Annotated in this window: 12 protein-coding genes; 5 read left to right on the top strand and 7 right to left on the bottom strand. The window is 73.3% G+C overall.

Annotated features, from left to right (window positions below; translation table 11 throughout):
* Positions 1–62 precede the first annotated feature (62 nt).
* Positions 63–1,340, top strand: coding sequence for a serine-threonine protein kinase (locus tag AB0M28_RS02410; RefSeq protein ID WP_365396650.1), 1,278 nt, complete (start codon positions 63–65; stop codon positions 1,338–1,340).
* 46 nt (positions 1,341–1,386) lie between these two features.
* Here AB0M28_RS02410 and AB0M28_RS02405 read toward each other — a convergent pair whose 3' ends face one another.
* Together AB0M28_RS02405 and AB0M28_RS02400 are read right to left on the bottom strand one after the other, a co-directional pair.
* Positions 1,387–2,829, bottom strand: a complete 1,443-nt coding sequence (locus AB0M28_RS02405) for an amidase (RefSeq protein WP_365396377.1) — start codon at positions 2,827–2,829, stop codon at positions 1,387–1,389.
* A gap of 53 nt (positions 2,830–2,882) precedes the next feature.
* Positions 2,883–3,590, bottom strand: a complete 708-nt coding sequence (locus AB0M28_RS02400) for a 3-keto-5-aminohexanoate cleavage protein (RefSeq protein ID WP_365396647.1) — start codon at positions 3,588–3,590, stop codon at positions 2,883–2,885.
* A 158-nt stretch (positions 3,591–3,748) separates the two neighbouring features.
* Here AB0M28_RS02400 and AB0M28_RS02395 point away from each other — a divergent pair, with 158 nt between their 5' ends.
* A complete protein-coding gene (locus tag AB0M28_RS02395; protein ID WP_365396374.1) occupies positions 3,749–4,210 on the top strand; it encodes a MaoC family dehydratase in 462 nt (153 codons plus the stop codon).
* 126 nt (positions 4,211–4,336) lie between these two features.
* On the opposite strand, the gene AB0M28_RS02390 is transcribed toward AB0M28_RS02395, so the two are convergent.
* The 4 genes from AB0M28_RS02390 to AB0M28_RS02375 form a co-directional block, all read right to left on the bottom strand.
* Positions 4,337–10,591 (bottom strand): DNRLRE domain-containing protein, encoded by a 6,255-nt coding sequence (locus AB0M28_RS02390; protein WP_365396371.1) that lies wholly within the window; start codon positions 10,589–10,591, stop codon positions 4,337–4,339.
* A 429-nt stretch (positions 10,592–11,020) separates the two neighbouring features.
* Positions 11,021–11,635 (bottom strand): TetR/AcrR family transcriptional regulator, encoded by a 615-nt coding sequence (locus AB0M28_RS02385; RefSeq protein WP_365396368.1) that lies wholly within the window; start codon positions 11,633–11,635, stop codon positions 11,021–11,023.
* Positions 11,636–11,729: 94 nt separating this feature from the next.
* Positions 11,730–12,311: a YciI family protein gene (locus tag AB0M28_RS02380; protein WP_365396365.1), complete on the bottom strand. Its 582-nt coding sequence runs from the start codon at positions 12,309–12,311 to the stop codon at positions 11,730–11,732.
* Positions 12,312–12,364: 53 nt separating this feature from the next.
* Complete coding sequence (locus AB0M28_RS02375; protein ID WP_365396362.1) at positions 12,365–12,925, bottom strand: helix-turn-helix domain-containing protein; 561 nt, start codon at positions 12,923–12,925, stop codon at positions 12,365–12,367.
* Between the two features lie 113 nt (positions 12,926–13,038).
* Between AB0M28_RS02375 and AB0M28_RS02370 the strand changes: the two genes are divergently transcribed.
* The 3 genes from AB0M28_RS02370 to AB0M28_RS02360 are packed head-to-tail and all read left to right on the top strand — an operon-like array spanning position 13,039 to position 15,080.
* Positions 13,039–13,872 (top strand): methyltransferase domain-containing protein, encoded by an 834-nt coding sequence (locus AB0M28_RS02370; protein ID WP_365396359.1) that lies wholly within the window; start codon positions 13,039–13,041, stop codon positions 13,870–13,872.
* A gap of 41 nt (positions 13,873–13,913) precedes the next feature.
* Positions 13,914–14,558, top strand: coding sequence for a TetR/AcrR family transcriptional regulator (locus AB0M28_RS02365; protein WP_365396356.1), 645 nt, complete (start codon positions 13,914–13,916; stop codon positions 14,556–14,558).
* A gap of 9 nt (positions 14,559–14,567) precedes the next feature.
* Positions 14,568–15,080 carry a DUF402 domain-containing protein gene (locus AB0M28_RS02360; protein WP_365396353.1) on the top strand — a complete coding sequence of 171 codons (513 nt, stop codon included), beginning with the start codon at positions 14,568–14,570 and terminating at the stop codon, positions 15,078–15,080.
* A gap of 33 nt (positions 15,081–15,113) precedes the next feature.
* Here the strand turns inward: AB0M28_RS02360 and AB0M28_RS02355 are convergent, their stop codons facing one another.
* Positions 15,114–16,079 (bottom strand): hypothetical protein, encoded by a 966-nt coding sequence (locus AB0M28_RS02355; protein ID WP_365396350.1) that lies wholly within the window; start codon positions 16,077–16,079, stop codon positions 15,114–15,116.
* Positions 16,080–16,150 lie beyond the last annotated feature (71 nt).

Below are 16,150 nucleotides of genomic sequence, written 5' to 3'. Positions count from 1 at the left end.
CGGGTGATCCGGCCTCTTTTGATCAAGGGGCCGGATTTGCCACGCTGTTCCGTGTGGCTGAGATGAGCGTGTCACCGTACTGGGAGCTGACCTTCGACGCCGAGGGCGACGTGAACAAGGTCCAGCTGACCCGTCTGGAGCAGCAGTGCGCCGAGCGGGGGATCACGGATCTGGTGGTCTTCTCGCACGGCTGGAACAACGACCGGTCGATCGCGACCCGGCTCTACAGCCGGTTCTTCGCGCCGTTCCCCGAGCTGACGCGGGACGCGGGGGACGGCGTACGGCTGGGATACACCGGCGTCCTGTGGCCGTCGATGCGGTTCACGGACGAGCCGATCCCGGATTTCGAGCGGTCCGTCGTGGCGCCCGTCGAGGGCACAGAGCCCCCGCCGTGGTTCGATCCGGTGACCCAGCGGGTGGTCGGGGCGCAGTTCCCCGGGCACGACCGGGCGGTCGAGCGGATCCGCGAGCTGCTCGACGAGCGGCCGGAGGATCCGGAGCGGCTGGCGGAGTTCCTCCGTCTCGTACGGCATCTCGTGCCCCCTCCGCCGGCCAGCGCGGCGCACGGTTTCGCCCCGGACATGGAGGACGAGCCGGCCGCGGACGCCCCGCTGATGCTCGACGAGGCGGATCCGCGGACGGTGTTCGAGGAGTTCGCCGCCGTACAGGAGCATCCGACGGCGCTGTGGGACACCGGCCAGGAGATCCTGCGGCAGGCGACGTACTACGCGATGAAGCGCCGCGCGGGCGTGGTCGGCGAGCGGGGGCTGGGGCCGGCGCTGGGGCGACTGGCGAAGGAGTCGCCGGGCACCCGCGTGCATCTGGTGGGGCACAGCTTCGGGGCGCGGCTGGTGTCCTTCGCGGTGAAGGGGCTGCCGAAGGGCGTCGTGACGGTGGCGTCGCTGACGCTGCTGCAGGGGGCGTTCTCGCACTACGCGTTCAGCGAGAAGCTGCCGCACGACAAGGACCGCGGCGGTGCGCTGCGCGGCGTGCAGCGCAAGGTGCGCGGGCCGGTCGTCGCCTGCTACTCCGAGCACGACGGCGCGCTGCGCACGTTCTACCCGCTGGCCTCGCGGATGGCCCGCGACTCCGCGGGCCTGCTCCCCGGCGCGGAGCGCTGGGGCGCGGTCGGGTACGACGGGTTCCAGGCCGTCACCGGATGCCGCCGGATGACGCTGCGGGAGGCGCTGGAGGGCGACTTCCCGGCCGAGGGCTGCGTCGCCGTGGACGCGGCGGCCGTGGTCCGGCGCGGCGGCGCGCCCTCCGGGGCGCACAGCGACATCTGCCATCCGGAGCTGGCCCGGGTGGTGCTGGCGGCGGGGCGCGTGCCCACGGGATGAGGGTCCGGGGCGGGGCGGGCGTCCCGGACGGCCCGCCCCGTAGGCGTCACCACATCGCCGGCTTGCGCTCCTGCCACGGGTACGCCGCCTCCAGCTGCGCCGCGAGGGCGATCAGGTCGCCGTCGGCGCCGTAGCGGCCGGCCAGCATCACCCCGATGGGCAGCTCCTCCGTCGTCCAGCACAGCGGCACGCTGACCGCGGGCTGGCCGGTGGCGTTGAAGATCGGCGTGAACGGGGTGAAGTGCGCCATCGCCTCGAACTCCGCCGCGGGGTCGTCGTCGTGGCGCAGCTCGCCGACCAGCGCGGGCGGCTGGGCCAGGGTGGGCGTGAGGATCACGTCGTACCCCGTGCCGGGGGCGAGGAGCGTGGAGCCGATCATCTCGCCGAGCGTGCGGAAGGCGTACAGCCCGGTGGCGAAGTCCAGCCCGGACGCCTGGCGGCCGAGCTCGCGCAGATACCGCGTGAGCGGCATCAGCTCCGCCTCCTGGTCCGGCCCGACCGGCCAGACCGTGGCCATCACCGACCACACCTGGGTGAACGCCTGCTGCAGCGCGGCCTGGGCGGGCAGCGACACCTCGTCGACCTCGTGGCCCAGCTCGCGCAGCATGACCGTCGTGGACTCCACGGCGGCCCGGCAGTCGGGGTGGACGTCGGCGCCCGGCACGGGGGTGTCGGTGAGGCTGAGGACGCGCAGCGGGCCGGGGTCGTGGCCGGCGTAGTCGGTGAAGCGGGTGCCGGGCGCGAGCCCCCAGGCGCCGTACGGGTCGCCGGGCTCGGGGCCCGCCATCACGTCGAGCAGGGCCGCGGCGTCGGCGACGGTGCGGGCGAGCGGGCCGTTGGTACTGAGGCCGCTCACGTCGTGCTGCACGGGGCCGCCGCTGACCAGGCCGCGGCTGGGCTTGATGCCGAAGAGCCCGCACGCGGAGGCGGGGATGCGGATGGAACCGCCGCCGTCGCTGCCCTGGGCGACGGGCGCCAGCCCCGCGGCCACGGCCGCCGCGGCGCCGCCGCTGGAGCCGCCCGCGGAGCGCTCCAGGTCCCAGGGGCTACGGGCGGGGGGCGCGACCTTGCTCTCGGTGTAGCAGGGCAGGCCGAACTCCGGCGTGCTGGTCTTGCCCAGCAGGATCGTGCCGGCCTCGCGCAGCCGCGTCACCACGTGGTCGTCGGTGTCCGGCACGTGCTCGGCGTACGGGGCGGAGCCGAGGGTGCAGCGCACGCCCGCCACGAAGTTGAGGTCCTTCACCGGCACCGGCACGCCGTGCAGCGGGGACAGCGGGCGCTCCTCCCGGCGGGCGGCGGCGGCCTCGCTCTCGGCGTCGGCGGCCTGCTTGCGGGCGATCTCCGGGGTGGGGGTGACGTACGCGCCGACCGTGCCGTTGAGCCGGTCGATCCGCTCCAGGTAGTGCTCGGTCAGCTCCACGGGGGACAGCCGTCCCGCCCGGATCTCCTCGGCCTGCTCCAGTGCGGTCAGATCGTGCAGCTGCGCCATGGTGAACGTCCTCTCCCCGTACGGAAACGTCTCCCTGGAGGGGAATCCTGTCACTACCCCCCGGTAGGGAACAGACCGCGTGCGGCACTGATCAACTCGGCGCTGTCCCGGGCCGCCCCGCCCCCGGGCAGCCGCAGGGTGTCCTCCAGCCCGATCCGGGTGGCGAGCCCCCGTTCGGCGGCCAGTCTCAGTACGGGCCAGGCGCCGCCCTCCTCCCCGTGCAGCAGGACCGGCCGGCCGTGGGCCGGGCCCAACTCGGCGAGCAGCGCGCGGGCGGTGTCGGGGGCGGTCGCGGGGTCGGTGTCCATGACCTCGGCGAGGGCGCGCAGGACTCGGGGGCCGAGGGGTGAGTCGGCGAAGCGCGCGGCGCCGTCGGTGCCGGACCACACCCCGGCCTCGACCCCGATCCCCCGCTCCAGCAGCGCGGCGGCGACGCCCTCGGCGCCGTCCTCGTGCCAGTTGACGGACGCGTGGTCGGGCAGCACCGCCCAGGCCCCGACGGCGGCGATACGCCGGGCGGGGTCGGCCTCCGCCCAGGCGCCGGTGGTCACTCCGACGGGAACGTCCACGGCCGACCGTACGGCGGTGAGGGCGGCGGCCACGACGCCGGGGTCGAGGGTGTCGCGGCCGTGGGCGTCCTTGGGGTGGAGGTGGACGTCCCCGGCCCCGGCCGCGACGGCCGACCGCGCCGCGTCGGCGAGCCCGGCCGGGGTGAGCGGGACGGCGGTGGTGCGGGGGCCGTTGAGGCAGACCTGGAGCAGGGGCATGGGGCGACGGTAACGGGGAGGTCTGACATCCGGCGGGCCGCCGTCCACCGGGGCGGCGCCATTGACAGCGCCCCCGCGCCCCACCATGCTAAGCAGTCGCTTAGCACTCGCGCGGAGGCAGGTCCGCGCGGCGACTTGGGAGGCGTACGGAGATGGCAGAGCCCCGGATCTTCGCGTCCGCCGACGAGCTGAAGGCCGCCGTGGGCGAGCAGCTCGGCTGGACGGACTGGCTGGAGGTCGACCAGAAGCGGATCGACCTCTTCGCCGAGGCCACCGGCGACCACCAGTGGATCCACGTCGACCCGGAGAAGGCCGCCGCGGGCCCGTTCGGCACGACGATCGCGCACGGCTATCTGACGCTGTCGCTGCTCCCGCTCTTCGGCCCGCAGCTGCTCGCGGTCGAGGGCGCGAAGATGGGCATCAACTACGGCACGAACAAGGTCCGCTTCCCGGCCCCGGTCCCGGTGGGCTCGCGGCTGCGCGCCACGGCGAGGATCGCGGACGTGACGGACGTCCCGGGCGGCGTACAGCTCGCGGTCGCGTTCACGGTGGAGCGCGAGGGCGGCGACAAGCCGGTGTGCGCGGCGGAGTCGGTGTCGCGGTACTACTTCTGAGCGCTTCCGCCGGGACGCGAAGAGGGCGCACGCGCTCTCGACGAACCCGGCCGAAGCCGGCGGGCGGGCAGCGTGCCCGCCCGCCGGCTTCGGGGCTGTGTCCTACGGCCGGTGATCAGCCGGCTGTCAGCACCGGGAGTACCAGGGATACGCGTACGCGTACTGGATGACGTTGATGAACTTGAACGTGACGAACACCCTCAGGCATCTGCCTCTCTCCTTCGCCAGGTAGGCCCAGTACACGATCCACGCCGCGTACGCCCCCGCGATCGCGGCGAGCACCCCGGCGTAGATGTTCACCACCGCGATGATCGCCGCGATGAATCCGTAGATCGTCAGAACGTATGGACCCTCGTTGGCGATCCGCTTGGTGGCGCGCCAGGTGAAGTAGATCCGCGCCGACACCCCGATGTGCCAGCCCCAGCCGGAGCACCAGCACGACTTCCAGAAGCGCCAGGCGTGCCCGACGACCTTGCCCCAGGAGTAGTAGCGGGTGCGCCAGCGGTGCCACTGGCCGCTCGTGTCCTCCTTGTTGACCGGGTCGCCGGTGGAGTACTCGTAGGCGTTGGCGTTGCCGCCCGCCACCGGGTCCTGGGACAGGAACCGGCCGAGTGCCGGATCGTAGAGCCGGGAGCCCATCAGGATGGCTCCGGTGACCGTCTCGGCGGAGCGCTGCTGGCCGCCGAGCCAGCCGTAGCGGGCGCTGGTGCTCCCGTCGACCGGGTTGCCGTACTCGTCCTGGCGCAGCACGGTCGCGCTCTTGGCGGTGTCGAGGGGCAGCTGCACCGTGACGTCGCCGTGGATGTTGGTCAGCTGCAGCACGGTGTCACCGGTGGCGCTGGTGACGGCCGCCAGATTGCCGCTGGGGCCGCGGACGTTGCGGGCACGCGCCCCGCTCGAGTCGTCGGCGGTCCAGGTCGGGCTGTCGTCGTCCGAGGCGTAGTGGTTGGTCTTGCGGGCCGTCTGGGTCCAGGTGCCGTCGGCGTTCTGCGTCTCGGTCACGGAGCTGCCGAGTCGGCCGCCGGGTTCGAGGTCCCAGGTCTGTCGGCCGGAGCCGGACGTCTGACGGCGGACGAGGTCGTTGGTGAAGTAGTCGATCGTGACCCCGCCCGGCTGGCTGACGGTGCGGCCGAAGGCGTCGTAGGCGACCTCGGCGGCGATCAGCCGGTCCGCGCTGTCGTAGGCGGAGCCGTCGGTGACGGCGCCGGTGTCGGTGCAGGCGGCGCCGGGATCGCTGACGCTGGTCGCCAGGGCCGTGCGGTTGGTGTTGTCGTCGAAGGTGTAGGTGCGGCGGGTGCAGCTGGAGTCCGCGGCGGTGTTGTCCGCACGGGTCAGCCGGCCCGCGTTGTCGTAGGTGTACGCGTACCGGGTGGTGTCGCCCGCGGTGCTGCTGCGGGCGGTGACCCGGCCGTGCACCGTGTAGTCGGCCGTGTCGGCGGTGACGACCGTCCCGTCGCTGTCGCGGGTGTAGACCGCCGCCGTCTCGTCGCCGGCCTGGTTGCCGGTGATGGTGAGCGTGTAGCCGCCGGGCAGCCGCTCGGTGGCGAGCTGGCCGTCGGCGTCGTACGTGGCGCTGAACGTGCCGGCCACCGAGTCCGTCTTGGACGTGGGCAGACCGCGCGGGTCCTTGGCCGGGTCGTAGGCGAAGGTGGTGGTGGAGGGCGCCGAGTCGGTCATCTTCACCGGCCGGTCGAGCAGGTCGTACGTGGTGCTCGTGACGTTGCCCCTGCCGTCGTCGTACGACGTCTGCCGACCGAGCCTGTCGTAGCCGTAGGAGATGGTCAGGCCGTTGCTCTGCCGGGTGGCGAGGCGGCCGGTCTCGGAGTCGTAGGTGATGGTGGTGGCGGGTACGGCGGTGCCGGTGCCGCCGGTGATGGCGATCCCGTTGGTGCGGCCCGCGTTGTCGGTGCTGAAGGTGGTGGTGCGGGTCGTGGTGCCGCTGGTCTCGGTGACCTTGCCGACCTGGCCCCACCAGTCGTACTCGATGGTCTTGACCGGCAGCTGACCCGGGTTGGCGCCCCCGCCGGTGATCGCGGCCGCGGGACCGGTGGAGCACAGCAGTCCGGCCCACTCGGGGCGGCCCTGGCACGTGCCGGTGCCGGTGGCGGACCAGTAGGTGCTGACCGTCGCGCCCGCGTCGGTGCCGCTCGACTCGGGCAGCGTCGCCTTGATGACGCGGCCGTCGGCGTTGTACGCGGTGGTCCGGGTCAGGTTCTTGCCGCCGGCGTCCTGCACGGTGCTGGTGGCGAGGCCCTTCGTCCAGTCGTAGCCGGTTCGGTCGGTGACCGTGTCGGCGTCCGTCGGATAGCCCTCGATCCGCGCTCCGGTGGTGACGGAGGTGGCCAGCCCGGCGGTCTTCGCGCTGCCGTCGGTCGGCCGGCCCTCGTCGTACCGGGTCACGGTGTGCTCGCGGACGGCCACCTCGGTCCCGGCGGCCAGGTCCTGGTGGGCGCCGGCCAGCGTGGCCAGGTGCAGCGGTCCGAAGGACTCCGTCTCGCGCTGCCCGTCCGCGGAGTACGCGTGGATGGTGGACAGCGCCCGGGCCCGGTCCGCGGTGGAGGCGCCGCTCAGGCTGAGCCTGGTGAGCTCGGCGAGTCCGGCACCGCCGGTGGACAGCGCCAGCTCGCGGTTGCCGGGGGTCAGCTCGCGGCGGACGTTGCCCGCCCAGTCGTACTCGACGGTGCTGACGTATCCGCCCGGGGAGGCGTTGTTGACCTCACGGCCGGAGGGGTCGATGTAGGAGATCCCCGCCCGCTGGTAGGCGCCGGCGGTCAGGGTGCGGCCGTCGTGCGAGGCCGGTACCGCGTCCGGCGGGAAGACCGCGGTGGCGTCGGACGGCACGTCCTCCTGGCCCCAGGCGGCGACGCTCGTCGGGCCCATGGCGTAGGGGGCGTTGCTGCCGGACAGCGGTACGTCGTAGACGAGGCTGGTCGCGGCGGTGCCCTCGGTGACGTCGGCCGTGCCCTGCTTCAGGCCGGGCCGGGACGCCTGGAGCAGCATGCCCTCACCCGCGGTGGCGGCGTTGCCCGCCTTGCCGTAGGTGAAGTCCCAGGCCAGCTCCGAGCGGGGGTGCAGCCAGAACACGCGGCCCGCCGAGTCGTAGGAGTACTGGGTCTGCGTGGCCTGCGACAGGTTGGGGTTCCACTCCTGGCGCAGCCGGCCGCTCGCGTCGTACCGGTAGGCGGCCAGCGGCCGGGCCGTCGCGGTGGCCGCGCCGGGCTCCGTGGACCACAGCCGGATCTCCCTGACCTGGCCGGTGTAGTCGCCGAAGTCGGCTGCCGAGGACCAGCCGGTGGCCGTGGTGGTGGTCGCGTACAGCAGCTCCACCACCCGGCAGCCCTTGGTCTGCGGGGTGGACGCGCAGGTGTCGGCGCTGACCGCGCTGGTCGGCGCGATCACCAGCTTGGGCCGGGCCAGGGTGCTGCCGCCCGCGGTCACCTTCTCCGAGACCGTGGTCACCGTGGAGCCGGAGGTGACCAGGTAGGAGGTGGCGGCCTGCCACGTGGTGGCCGCCGCGTCGACCTTGGCGAACGTCGCGGTGGCACCGCTGGAGGTGTCCTTCAGGGTGAAGGTGCCTGTCAGCGAACCGGTCAGGCTCAGCACCTCGGCGCCCGGCTCGGGCGCCCAGCCGCCACCGCTGGTGGCGGTGAAGCCGGTACCCATGCCCTCGGAGTCGAGCACCTCCACCGAGGTCGGCGAGGTCTGGCGGATGCTCGTCCAGTCGGATCCGGTGGACTCCGAGGCCACGCCCGAGGTCCAGTAGGGGCCGAAGATCTGCGCCTGGCCCTCGGTCGCCTCGTCCGCCGTGGCGCGGCGGGAGGAGATGCTGCGGGTGACGGCCATGCCGAACGCGGTCGCGTCGTTCTCGGTGATGGTGAAGTCGCCGGTGAGGAGGTTGACCTCGCCGGGGCCGATCTCGCGGCTCGGGGCGTCGCCTGCCTCGCGGTCCACGGTGACGGTCACGTCCGGGGTGTACCCGGTGGTGGAGCCGTCGGTGAACGCGCCGCGGATGTCGATCGCGCCGTCCTCGGCGAGGGACGTGGTGACGTTCCAGGTGAGCGCCGGCGGGTTGCCGCCGGGGGCGGCGAGCGGCCAGGCGGTCACGGCGCTGCCGTCGGACGCGCGGGTCACGTCGGCGAGCGGCACGGTCTTCCAGGTGTCGGCCTCGCCGCGCCGGTAGTAGTACGTGACGCCGGTGTAGCCGCTTCGCCCGGTGGCCGCCAGCGCCAGCCGGCGCGCGGGCCGGTCGCCGTCGCCCGGGCTGAGCATGGCGGCGCCTGAGCCGGCGCCGAAGCTGTACGCGGTGGCCGTCGTGGAGACGTTGCCGCCGGAGTCCACGGTCTTGGCGTAGAGCGTGTGCCAGCCCTCGGCGGGATCGATGCTGATGGTCAGCGGGTCGCCGCCGGTGCCGTCCGACGTGTCGTCGACGCGTTGCGCGACGGCCTCGTCGTCGAGCCCCCAGAGATAGCCCTGGCCGTCCGTGGCGGAGGTGTCCAGGGTGCAGTTCACGGCCCCGGACGCCTTGGCGGTCCACACGTCCGCCGGATACGCCGCGCAGCTGACCGTCGGGGCGGTGGGCTTCACGGTGTTGAGGGTGAAGGTCGTGTAGTCCGTGTAGGCGCCGAAGCCGCTGCCGTCGTAACCGCGGACCCGCAGGCGCAGGTGCGCCCCGGACGGGAGGGTGTTGGCGGCCGGGACGGTGAGGCTGGAGACCGACCCGGAGGCCACGTAGTTGCCGTTGGCGGTCAGGCTGTAGGTGGTGTCGGCGTACGCCGGATCCGGGGTGATCTCGAACTGCGCCTGCACGTTGCCGCCGGCCGGCGAGGTCACCTTGGCCGAGAGGGTGGGCGTCAGCGACGTCACGTACAGCCTGCCGTTGTAGGCGTTGCGCTGGGACGGTGAGATCGCGGTCCCGGTCGGCACGACCGGCAGGGAGTCGTAGGTCACCGTGAGGTGAGGCTCGGCGGAGTTGTCGCCGGAGACGTAGTTGGCGGAGCGGAAGCGCCGCCAGGTGTAGGGGTCGGTCTCGCTGGCGCCGGCCACGCGGACGCCGTAGTTGGGACTGCCGTTCGCCCATGCCTGCACGATGGCGTCGATGTCGAAGTTCATCGTGCCGCCGGGGCAGCCGGAGTTGTAGCCGAGCGCCGCCTTGTTCACCACCGCGCCGTCGCTGGTGGTGGCGGGCTGGGTGCCCCAGGTGATGGCGGAGGAGTCCCAGGTGCCGGTGATCCGCCGCACCTCGGTGCCGGCGCCGGTGGTGGCACAGGTCGAGGAGTAGTAGGAGTACAGCGCCAGATTGGTGTCGGTGATCTTCTTCCCGGCGTACGCCGAGACGTCGAACTTCAGATAGGAGCGCGCCTTGTCGGCGCCGGTGTTGTACGTGCCCGACTTCAGCTCCGTGGAGGAGACCTGGGAGTCGGGGTAGTCCGGCGTCTGCACCCAGGTGTCCGTGGTGGCCGCCAGGGTGGTGGCCGGGTCCACGGTCACGGGGTACCTGGTCGCCGGGTCGGCGAGGAAGTCCGCGTCGGGGGAGAGGACGAGGGTCTGGGTACCGTCCGCGGCGGTCTCGATCCGGGTGTCGACGCGCGCCACGTGCTCGGGGTCACCGGACAGGGGGTGCTTCGTCGCGTCCCACATCACGGGGGCCGGCGCCTCGGCGACCAGCCTGCCCGCCGTGTCCTTGAGCAGCAGATGACCGGACGCGGCCGCGGAGAGGCGCAGGCCGTCCAGGGTCAGCGGGATGCGGTAGCTGACGGGCCCGTCGGGGGCCCTGCCAAGAACGACGTTCTGCGAGAACCCCTGCTTGAGCGCGGTGACTTCGAGCCGCTGGCCGTCGCCGAGGTCGTAGACGGCGGTGTCCTTCTTGACCTTGGGCGCCGGGAGGCTGGTGGCCCAGCCCATCCCGAAGCGCGCCCTGCCCTTGCTGACGGCGGCGAGCTTGGTGTCGCCGCCGTCGGAGAGGGTGACGTCCGCGGCGGCGGCCCGGGGTGCGAGATGCGGGCCGGAGTCGACGAGTGAGGTGTCGATGGCACGCCAGCCGCCGTCGCGGCGCACGCGGACGGGGCCGGCGTAACTGGTGGTGCGCAGCCGGCCGTCGGGCAGGGCCCAGGTGGAGGAGGTCTCGGTGCGCTCGGAGAGCGCTTCGATGGCACGGTCCTGCAGACGGGCCCGTAGCCGTGCGGAGGACAGGTCGACCGCTTCGGCGGCGCCTTGCGCCGTGGCCGCGGTCTGCTTCTGCGGGGTCTTCCCGGCCACCGCCACCGCGGTGCCGATGCCCTCGACCAGTACGGCGGCCTCGGCGAGCATCACGAGGGTGAGTAGGGCCGCCAGTCGGCGGACCGCCGGGTGTCTGCGGACGGGGGTGGGCCTGGCACGTCTCATCGCGTCTCCAGCGAATGGGGGGATGGAGGAGCGTGGGGGGTGGCGGTACAACGCGCGGCACAGCAATGGACCGATCGTCCAGATCGGGGACAGGGCGGCTTTACCCAACCCATGGTTTGGTCATGGATGCGTCAAACCTGGAGCTCGCGGGCGGGGTGCACACCCCTGCCGGGATACGCAGGGTGAGCGGGACCGTCGACGCAGCGTGAGCTGCGCCGCACCGCAGGCCCCGACAAGCGTCGCAACGATAAGAGGAAGGGGGAATCAGGCCGTTCGCGGCACCCGACGACGTGGCATGGCTTTGTCAAAGCTTGACGGTAGCTGGCCACGAATCATGGCAAACGCCACCCCGCGCGGCATGCCGGACCCGGGGGCCGGCGCGAAGAGCGATGATTCGTCCGGGGTTGGAGGGGCGGCGCGAAACGCGCGTCAGCCGCCGACCATACGGCGGACGAGGTCGGCGTAGAGCTCGCCAACCTGCTCGGGCGTACGGCTGCCCGTCGCGCTGAACCAGCGCGCCACGTCCACGCACAGCGACAGCACCGCCAGCGCCGTGCCCGGGATGTCGTCGACGGCGAAGTCGCCTCCGCGGACGCCGTCCTCGATGATCCCCCGCAGCAGGGAGTCGATGTCCCGCCGCATGGTGACGATCTCGGCGTAGTGCTCCTCCCCCAGGGCCTGGAGCTCGTACTGCACCACGCGGGCCGTCGTGTGCCGCTCCGCGTGCCAGCGGGCGAACTCGCGCACCGCCTGGTCGAGCCGCTCCCGCGGGGAGCCGTCGGCCTCGGCGGCCTCGGCGACGATCCCGCGGGCGCGCTCGTGGCCGACCTTGCTGATGCGGAAGAGCAGCTCTTCCTTGGTCTTGAAGTGGATGTACAGCGCGGCCGGGCTCATGCCCGCCCGGCCGGCGATGTCGCGGGTGGTGGTCGCGTGGTAGCCGCGCTCGGCGAACGCCTCCACGCCGGCCGAGAGCAGCCGCTGCGCGGCCTCCGGCTCCACACCCTGCCAGGCGGCCGCCTCGCTCTCCATCTGTGCCTCTCGCATCGCGCACCCCGCTCGTCCGTCGTCGGCGGGATCACCTTACCCCTGAAGCTGAGCAAGCGCTTAGGGCCTGTCGGCGCTCAAGGCCGGGACGCGGTCAGTTGCGGCCGCCGCGGGTCCAGCGCTGGGCGGTCAGGGTGGTGGGTTCGCCGGCGAGGCGGTCCGCGAGGGGGCGGACGACCCGGTGCGCGTCCTCCGGGACGGTGGTCACGACGGCGACGACCCCCGTCGTACGCGCCTCGTCGTCGTCCACGAGAACGGCCACGAAACGCATCCGGCCGTCCATCGTGATGTCGGACGACTGCGGCTCGAGGTCGTCCGCGCCGCGGTCCTTCGCGGGCCAGCGGGCGATGACCAGCGCGAGGGGCAGTCCGGCCGCCAGCGGATCCGAGGCCGACGGCCGGTCGAGGAGTACGACGGTACGGTCGGCCGTCACGTCCTCGTACAGGCCGGCCGACCAGTACGGCTCCTCGGCCGCGAAGCGCTCCGCCGCCGCCCGGTCGTCCAGGTCGACGACGTGGACGCTGCCGGTGTGCTCCTCCCCGTCCTCGGAGAGGGTGGGACCCCGCAGGATGAGCCCGTCGGCGAACCGGTCCATGTACGACCAGTGCTCCTCCGCCAGCTCCATCAGCCGCTCGCCGACTCCCGGCTTGTCCTGCGCGTGTACGTAGTAGGGCATGCCGGGGAAGGTACCAGGGACCCGGAGCCGGTCTCTCCGCCTTTCCGGCACCCTCAGCGGCTCTCCGGCGGCTCCGCGGGCTCGCGCGCCGCCCCCGCGCGCTCCCCCGGCGCCTCGCCGCGGGCGGCGATCAGCGGCCCCATCAGCCGCGTCCCCGGGCCGACCCGGCCGCCGGGGCCGGGCAGGGCGGTGACGTCGCCCACGGTCAGCGTCCCCCGGCAGTGGGAGCAGGACATGACGGGGGTGACGTCCTGTCCGCAGGTGTCGTGGTGGATGCGGGTGGGCGGGCCCGCCTCCCCCGCGTACCACTTGTCGCCCCAGGCCGTCAGCGCCAGCAGCACCGGAAGGAGGTCGCGGCCCTTCTCCGTGGCGACGTAGTGCTCCCTCGGCGGGCTGTCCTGGTAGCGCTCACGGGTGAGCACGCCCTCCTCGACGAGCCGCGCCAGCCGGGCGGCGAGGACCTTGCGGGAGAGGCCGAGGTCCTCGGCGAGCTCGTCGAAACGGCGGATGCCGACCAGCACGTCGCGCATGATCAGGGCCGTCCACGCGTCGCCGAAGAGATCGGTGGCGCGGGCGATCGAGCAGGCGACGTCGGCGAGGGGGGTGCGGGTCACCTCTCCATCGTACGGGGGACGGGTTCCCTGGGGGAACTGACGAATGCTAGGTTTACTGAGGGAACTCATCCGGGCGGTCGCACCGCCGCCTCCCGACGCCGAGGGAGCCTGCCATGGCCACCGCCCCGCGTATCGCACTCGACTCGACCGGACCCGCCGCCGTCGACGGCCGGCACATCCGGGAGGTGACCTTCCGGTCCGTACGGCTGGAGTATCTGGACCAGGTCTGCTGGGAGCTCAGCCTGCGCCCCGCGGGCAGCCGGGCCCTCGTCGTCGGCAGCGGACGCGGCCTGCTGGCCCGTGAGCTGGCGCGGCGGGGTTACGACGTGGTCGCCGCCGACCCGTCGCCCGCGGCCACGGCGCTCGCCCGGGAGGCCGACGACGGCGCGGGGCTCACCCGGGAGGCGGACGACGGCCCCGACCCCTCCCGCGAGGCGGACGACGGCCCGGCCCTCACGTACCTCACCGCCCCGGCCGAGGACCTGGGCATGCCGGACGGCTCCTTCGACCTCGTGTACGTGGCGGACACCTTCGAGATCACCCCCGACCTGGACGCCGTCACCGCGGAGGCGGCGCGCGTCCTCCGTCCCGGCGGGGCGCTCGTCTACGACACGGTGAACCGCACGCCGGTGTCGCGGCTGATCTACCTCAGCGCCTTCCAGGCCCTCCCCGCCACCCGGATCATGCCCCGCGGCCGCTACGCCGCCCGCCGGCTGCGGACACCGCAGGAGATGGCGGCATCGCTGGACCGGGCGGGCCTGGCGGCGCGGGACGTCTGCGGATTCAAGCCGGCGGACGTACGCAGCCTCGTCACCGCGACGCGGGCGCGCAGGCGCGGCGAGCTGACGGACGAGCAGCTGCCCGGCGTCGTACGCATGGAGCTGGCGCCGGAGGGGCGGCCGGTGGTGACGTATCTCGGGTACGCCGTACGGCGCGCGGTCAACTAGCACCGCTAGTTTCAGCGGCCGCAGGCTCTACCATGTGCCGCATGGCCCGCCCCCGCAAACCCCTGCTCAGCCGCGAGCGCATCGTCGCGACGGCGCTCGCCCTGGTCGACGCGGAAGGGCTCGCCGCGGTGTCGACCCGGCGGCTGGCGGCCGAGCTGGGCGTGAGCGGCCCCTCGCTGTACAACCACTTCACGACCAAGGACGAGATCCTCGGCGCCGTGGCCGACTCGGTGATCGCGGATGTCGATCTGTCGATGTTCGAGGACGGTACGGACTGGCCGGAGGCGCTGACGGCCTGGGCCCGTTCGTACCGCTCGGCGCTGACCGCGCACCCCCATCTCGTCCCGTTCCTGGCCCACGGCCCCGGCCGCCGGCCGGCGGGGCTGCGGCTGGCGGACGCGGTGTTCGGCGCCATGGTGAAGGCCGGCTGGCCGCCCGCGCAGGCCACCCGGATCGGGGCGCTGATGCGGTACTTCGTCACCGGCTCGGCGCTCGCGTCCTTCGCGGGCGGGTTCGTCGACGACCCCGGGGCCTACGATCCGGCGGACTATCCGCACCTCGGCCAGGCGCATCTGCTCGCCACGCACCGGCGGGAGATCGACGAAGGCGCGTTCGAGACGGGTCTGCGGGCGCTGGTGGCCGGATTGGTACTCCAATACCGGGAGCTCGGCGTCGCGGGCCCCTAAGATCACGCCATGGCAGACCTGGTACGCGTTATCTACCGGAAGTTCGACGGCTCGCTGCACTGGAACCTGACCATGCGGCGGCTCGGCGAGGACGAGCACGGTGTGTGGCTGGGGGCGCCCGCGAACACACCGATCTCGAAGGGGCACCAGCCGATGGGGCCGTGGCCCCACGCGTATGTGTGCCTGGTGCCCGCGGATCCCGACGCCTGGTGGGCGGCGACGTTCAACGCGGAGCCCAAGTCGACGGAGATCTACGTCGATGTGACGACACCGGCGCGGTGGGCCTCCGCCGCGGAGGTCAGCTGCGTGGACCTCGATCTCGACGTCCTGCGCAAGAGGGGCCGGAGCGAGGCCCTGCTGGTGGACGAGGACGAGTTCGCGGAGCACCAGGAGCTGTACGGCTATCCGGCGGACGTCGTCGAGAGGGCGTCCGCGACGGCCCAGTGGCTGGTACGGGCGCTGACGGAGCGGACGGAGCCGTTCGGGTCGGCGTACGTGCGGTGGCTGGAGCAGGTGGTCTGAGACCCCCGCGGCCCCGCCCGTACGGCTGTGGGCTCAGGAGGGGCGGGCCGCGAGGTCGTCGAGGGCGGCGAGGAGTCCGGGGAGCCGGTCGCCGCGCCGCAGCGGGATGACGTCGCCGGGCTCGTCGTCGAGGAGTACGAACGCCATGTCGTCGGTACGGGCGACGAGCGACCACCCGGGCCCGTCGGCGCGCAGCAGCCGGGCGTCCTCGGAGGCGAACGTGGACCGGATCCGGCCGGGCGGCGGGGGGTTGTCGAGGTAGCCCTGGAGGTCCTCGAGGACGCGGAGGACGCCGGGGTGGGAGGGTGCGGGCCGGGTCTCGGTGTCCGGGGCGGCCTCGGCATCCGGGGTGTCGTCTGCCTTCGGCTCCTTCTCGGCGTCCGGGGCGTCGTCTGCCGCGGGCTGGACCTCGGTCTCCTGCCCGGCGGCGTCCGCCGGTTCGGCGGCGTCTGCCGCTTCGACGGCGTCCGCCGGTTCGGCGCCATCCGCCGGCCCAGGGTCGGCGTCCTGTTCGGTGTCGCCCTCCCCCGCGTCGAACTGCTCCCGCCAGTCCCGCCAGTTCAGGGCGATCTCGTCCGCCCCCAGCCGCCGCTGGGCCGGTCCCCACTCCGCCATGTCCGGCGGGGACAGCACCGGGCGGTCCGCGTCCGCCGGGTCGTGCGGGGCGGGGAGGTCCGGGGCGGCGATCGCCAGGGCGAGGGGCCAGCCGGGGAGGGTGTCGATGATGCTGCGCTCGTCCGGCGTCAGCTCGTGCTCCATCCCGACGTCCCAGGTGGCGAGGGCGACGGCGACGAGCGAGGCGTCGTCGACGACGACCGTCCACCGGGCGCCTGCGGCGTCCTGCCCGAAGACCAGGCCGTAACCGGCCTCGTGGGACAGCAGGCCCAGCTCCGCGCAGACGGCGGGGTAGTCGTCGCCGAGCACCGCGGGGAACTTCGCGGGGGTCAGCAGCGCCGCGGTGAGCACGTAGAACGCGTCGTCATCGGCTGCTTCGGCCATGTCGGCCCCCCTTCGGTGCGATATCGGTCGGCGCAGATTAACTGGCGGGTAACCCGCCCGTCGAGAGGGTC

It is taken from the genome of Streptomyces sp. NPDC051940 (genome assembly GCF_040680895.1).
GTDB lineage: Bacteria > Actinomycetota > Actinomycetes > Streptomycetales > Streptomycetaceae > Streptomyces.
The sequence above is the reverse complement of the archived record's forward strand: the minus strand, read 5'-3'. Positions and strand labels throughout refer to the sequence as shown.